The following is a 5,345-nucleotide window of genomic DNA, read 5'->3' as shown; positions in this document are numbered from 1 at the left end:
GGTCGGGGTCCCAATCGGCGCCCGCGTACGGGTCGTCGGGGATGTCGTACGACTCGGGCGGTGCGTCGGCGTACGACTCGGAGGCGGCGCCGGGATGAGTCACCCCTCCACGGTAACCCGGGCCGCCGACACCGACACCGCCCCGGTGCGCGGCGAGGACGACCGGGGCGGTGGGGAGGAGGGGCGACTCAGTGCGTGGACGGCGAGAACGACAGCTGCGACGCCACCAGACCGTGTTCGCGGCTGACGATCTGCGCGCGCCCGGGCGCCGCCCGCTCGGGCTTGACCCGGCCGATGAGAGCCCCCTCCTCGGGGTTTCCGCCGAGGAGGATGCCGGTCACGCCCAGGTCGGTGAAGCGCTGGATGATCGGGTCGTACGCCGCGCGGCTCGCGCCGCCGGAGCGGCGGGTCAGGATGACGTGCAGACCGAGGTCGCCGGCCTGCGCGAGCAGTGGCTGCAGCACCGCCAGAGGGTTGCCCTGGCTTGTGGCGACGAGGTCGTAGTCGTCGACGAGGATGAACCCCTCGGCCCCCTTCCACCAGCTGCGCTCGCGCAGCTGCGCGGGCGTCACATCGGGACCGGGGATGCGCGTCGAGAAGTACTGGGCGAGGTCGTTCATGCCGCCCGTGGCCAGGTCGTGCGAGGTGAGGTACGCACCGAGGTAGTCGTCGGGGATCTCGCCCAGCAGCGCGCGACGGTAGTCGACCACGAAGATCTTCGCCTCGGCGGGGGTGTAGAGGCGCTGGATCTCTTTCGCCACCGCGCGCAGGAACGAGGATTTGCCCGTTCCCGAGTCGCCGTACACGAACAAGTGCGGTTCGACCCGCGGGTCGACGCCGAAGGGCGACAGCTGCGCCTCTTCGATTCCGAGCAGCATGCGGGGGTCGCCGGGCTCGGCCAGGGACCGCACCTCGTCGAGCGAGATGAGCTCGGGCAGCAGACGGAGCTTGGGACCGGGCTCGCCGCGCCACGCGGCCGAGACGCGGTCGATCATGTCGCTCACGCCGTCGGCGATCGTCGCCGGGTCGTCGGAGCCGTCGATGCGCGGAACGGACGTGAGCATCTGCAACGAGGTCGCGCTGAGGCCGCGTCCGGGCTGACCGACGGGGACGTTCGCGGCCTGCTTGCGATCGACGTCGGAGTCGGTCGGGTCGCCCAGGCGGAGTTCGAGTCGCGTCTGGATGAGGTCCTTGAGGTTCGCGCGGATCTCGAGCCACCGGTTGGCCGTGACCACGACGTGCACGCCGAAGCTCAGACCGCGCGCGGCGATCGTCTGCACGCGCGCCTCGAGCGCCTCGAACTCGCCGCGCAGGGTCGACCAGCCGTCGACGACGAGGAACACGTCGCCGAAACCGTCGTCCAGGCGCCCCTCGCGGCGCCGCGAGCGGTAGGTGTCCATCGAGTCGACGGCGTTGCGGCGGAAGTACTGCTCGCGGGCGTCGAGCACGGCCTCGACCTCGGCGACCGCGCGGCGCACGGCCTCGGGCTCGGTGCGCGTGGCCACGCCCGAGACGTGCGGGTGGCGCTGCATCGCGGTGAACCCGCCGCCGCCGAAGTCGAGCACGAAGAACTGCAGCTCCCGCGGGGTGCCGGTCAGCGCGAGCGCCGACACGAGTGTGCGCGCGAGTGTCGACTTGCCGCTGAGCGGGGATCCGACGATCGCGACGTGACCCGCCGCCCCGCCGAGCGAGACGGTGAGGTGGTCGCGGCGCTGCTCGAGCGGGATGTCGACGACGCCGATCGGCACGGTGAGGGCACCGGCATCCCTCCATCTGCGCGACACCAGCCCGAGCGCCGGATCCTCGGCGAGGTCGGGCATGAGCTGGTCCAGCGGCGTGGGCTCCGCGAGCGGCGGAAGCCACACCTGGTGCGCCTCGGGGCCCCGGTCCTTCATCCGGTCGACGGCGATCTGGAACGTGGAGCGCTTCTCGGCGACCGGGGTCGAGGGCGCCGCGGGCGCGGCATCCGTCCGCTCCTCCTCGTCGTCGGGCTGGGCCGCGGCGGTGAAGACCTCGACGCGGGCGGGACCCGAGATCGGTGCGCCCAGGCTGTCGACGCTCGTGCCGGCGAGGCCGCGCGGGCGACCCGAGACGTAGGCTGCGCGGAACTGCACGAGGTTCTCGGTGTCGCTCTTGAGGAAGCCGACGCCCGGCTCCTGCGGCAGCGTGTACGCGTCGGCCGTGCCGATGATCGTGCGGGACTCGGATGCCGAGAACGTGCGCAGACCGATCCGGTACGACAGGTAGGTGTCGAGGCCGCGCAGCTTTCCCTCTTCGAGACGCTGCGAGGCGAGCAGCAGGTGCACGTGCAGCGAGCGGCCGACGCGGCCGATGTTGAGGAAGCTGTCGACGAACTCGGGCTTGGCCGTCAGCAGCTCGGAGAACTCGTCGACCACGACGAGCAGCGCCGGAAGCGGAGCCAGATCGGTCCGGCCCCCGCGGCGGGCGGCCTCGTATTCTCCGACGTTGGCGAAGTTGCCCGCGGCGCGCAGCAGCTCCTGGCGGCGCACGACCTCGCCCTGCAGCGCGTCCTGGAAGCGGTCCACGAGCGCGAGTTCGCTGCCGAGGTTGGTGATGACGGCCGAGACGTGCGGCATCTCGGCCATACCGGCGAAGGTCGCCCCACCTTTGAAGTCGACGAGGACGAAGTTGAGCTGCTCGGGCGAGTGCGTCATCGCGAGCGCCAGCACGAGGGTGCGCAGCACCTCGGACTTACCCGATCCGGTCGCTCCGACCATCACGCCGTGCGGACCCATTCCCTGGGATGCCGACTCCTTCAGGTCGAGCACGAGCGGCGCACCCGAGGGCTGCTGGCCGATCGGCACGCGCAGGCGGTCGCGTTCGAGGCGCGGCGTCCACGCCTGGTCGAAGTCGACGGCGCGGACGTCGGGAAGGCCGAGCAGCTCGGTCAGCTCCGCCTGCCCCTGCGTGGTCGGCGCGTCCACGACGACCATGGGCGCTGGGCGCAGCGGCATGAGCCGACGCGCGGTCGCCTCGGCCTCGGCGATGCTCATGGCATCCGGGACGAAGGTCTGCGCGCGACCCGCGCCGTCGATGAACTCGGCGAGCGCGGGGGCGGCGGGAGCGTTCCGGCGTCCCTGCGGCGACGGCGCCGGAGCGTCGGCCAGGGCCACGCGGGCCACGACCGGGTCGTCGAGCTCGTCCCACCGCGTCGGCAGGTCGATGACGGTGACGCCTTGCGCACCCTCGAGTCCGGCCAGGGCGCCGCCGGTGGTGGCATCCACTCCGTCCACCACGAGGATCACGTGCGGGGTGACGGCCGCCCCGGGGCTGAAACGGGGGCGCGACGACAGCTGCGGCGGCAGCATGTCGACCAGCTCGTCGATGGATGCCGCGACCATCCGCGCGGGCCCGAGTCGGTCCTGCACGCGCGACGACATCGCGTGCGGCAGCCACTTGACCCAGTCCCAGGCGGGCGTCTGGGCGGCCCCCGCGAGCACCGCGATGACGACGTCCTCGGGGTCGTGCAGGGTCGCCGCCGACGCCACGAGGGAACGCGCCAGGCTGCGCACGCCCTCGTCGTCGGATCCGACGAGCTCGATCCGCGCGTAATCGGCGAGGGGGAATCCTAGCGGCAGGTCGCGCTGGATCTCGTGCGTGAGCATGAAGCGGTGCGCGGCCGAGGCGGCGACGGGGTCGAGCTGGGCGAGCGGCGGCAGCTCGGGTGCCTCGAGGGTGAGACTCAGCGGCTGGTCGGCCACGCCGATGCGGGCGAGGAGGAACGTCGGGTCGCCCGGCTGCCGCTCCCACACGCGCGAGCGCTCCTCGGCGATGAACGGCAGGGCGGCGGGCGCGGGCATGATCCATCCGCCGTGGCGACGCTGCTTGCGCGCGGCGACGCGCACCGTGTCGCGCAGATCGGACAGGTAGGCGAGATACTCGCGACGGTTGCCGAGAACCTGGGCGTTGCGCTGCGCGCGCTGCCGCCATCCGTTGACCGCGACGAAGCCCAGCGACGACAGCAGGAACATGCCACCGATGAGGAAGCCCGTCGGACCGCTGTTCGAGATGGTCACCATGACGATCGCGCCCACGCTTCCCAGCATCGGCAGGAGCGAGGTCAGGATGCCGCTGCCGCCCTCGTTCGGGACGAGCTCGGGCGGGGGCTGGACGACGATGCGCCCGTCGGGAAGAGACGGCGGGGCGATGCGCGGACCCGTGCTCACACCGGACCTCCGATCAAGCGGCTGAGGGTGAAGATGCGTTCGCCGAGGCGCACGCGCGTGCCGTCCTCGAGAAGGGTGCGCGAGCCCGGCCGCAGCACGTGGACGGTGCCGTCGTCGTCGATGAGCTCGGATCCGTTCGTCGAGCCGGCGTCGATGACCCACGCCGTGTCGCCGTCGTGCTCGAGCCGCAGGTGGGTCTTCGAGATGAGGCGGTCGGGGTCGTCGACGGCGAGGACGACATCGCCGGGCTGCTCGGCGACGGGAGCGCGGCCGAACAGCACCGCCGCGGGCAGGGCGAACTGCGCGCGCTGACCGGTGTCGAAGACGACCAGCAACTGCGCTCCCCCGACCGACGCGACGGCCGAGGGGGCGACGGTGCGCTCCCCGGCCACCGTCCGGGACTCGAGGGCGACGAGCGGCTCGCCCCACGCCGGGGCGTCGGGGAGGGCGGCGGCGGAGGCGTCGACGCGCAGGGGTTCGCGCGGGGTCGCGGAGCGCGCGTGCACGGTGGGCTCGGCCAGGGCGCGGGGGGTGTCGGCATCCGTCCCGCTCTTCGTGCGGGGAACCGCGAGCAGGACGGTCCCGGCGGCGCGATCGGCCCACGAGCGGCGCCGGCCGGAGCGGTCGAACGCCGCCGAGGCCACCACCACCCAGGCACCGGCCACGAGGACCAGCCCGCCGAGCACGACCAATCCGCCGCGCACGAAAGCCCGTCCGGCGCCGGGCACGACCGGGGCCTCGACGCGCGACGCGCGCAGACCGAACAGCAGGGCACCCGGGGTCGCTCCCCGTCGCGCCTGCAGGATCCACAGGCCCAGCAGGGCCTCAGCGGCGACCGCGGCCCCCAGGATCGGGGAGCCGAGAAGGGATGCCACGCCCGCGGCGATGACCACCAGGGCCGCATCGACGCTGAAGGCTCCCACGCGCACCCCCACGGTCGCGGGCGCGCCGAACGGCGGCGTCTGCGTCATGTCGCCATCATCGCACGCGCGATCTCGATCGCCCCGGCGGCGAGCAGGCCCGCCGGAAGCGACAGAGCCGTCGCGAGCGCCTCGAAGACATCGCCCGTGCGCGACCATCCGAGCGAGCGCAGCCCCCGCCCCACCGGGACCACCAGCAGCGCGGCGCCCAGTCCTCCAAGGAGGAGTAGTCCGGCGA

3 protein-coding genes are annotated in these 5,345 nt (G+C 73.0%); all 3 read right to left on the bottom strand.

Annotation, left to right across the window (positions count from 1 at the left end):
• Positions 1-188: 188 nt before the first annotated feature.
• Positions 189-4,187, bottom strand: a complete 3,999-nt coding sequence (eccCa, locus tag DBR36_RS06415; protein WP_108318083.1) for a type VII secretion protein EccCa — start codon at positions 4,185-4,187, stop codon at positions 189-191.
• A complete protein-coding gene (locus DBR36_RS06410; RefSeq protein WP_181373506.1) occupies positions 4,184-5,158 on the bottom strand; it encodes an FHA domain-containing protein in 975 nt (324 codons plus the stop codon). The genes eccCa and DBR36_RS06410 overlap by 4 nt, the downstream gene beginning before the upstream one ends.
• Positions 5,155-5,345: hypothetical protein (locus DBR36_RS17610; protein WP_181373505.1), on the bottom strand; the 191-nt coding region annotated here is incomplete at its 5' end. The genes DBR36_RS17610 and DBR36_RS06410, both read right to left, overlap by 4 nt.

Origin of the sequence: Microbacterium sp. HMWF026 (assembly GCF_003061325.1) — a bacterium.
GTDB classification, from domain to species: domain Bacteria; phylum Actinomycetota; class Actinomycetes; order Actinomycetales; family Microbacteriaceae; genus Microbacterium; species Microbacterium testaceum_E.
The sequence above is the reverse complement of the archived record's forward strand: the minus strand, read 5'-3'. Positions and strand labels throughout refer to the sequence as shown.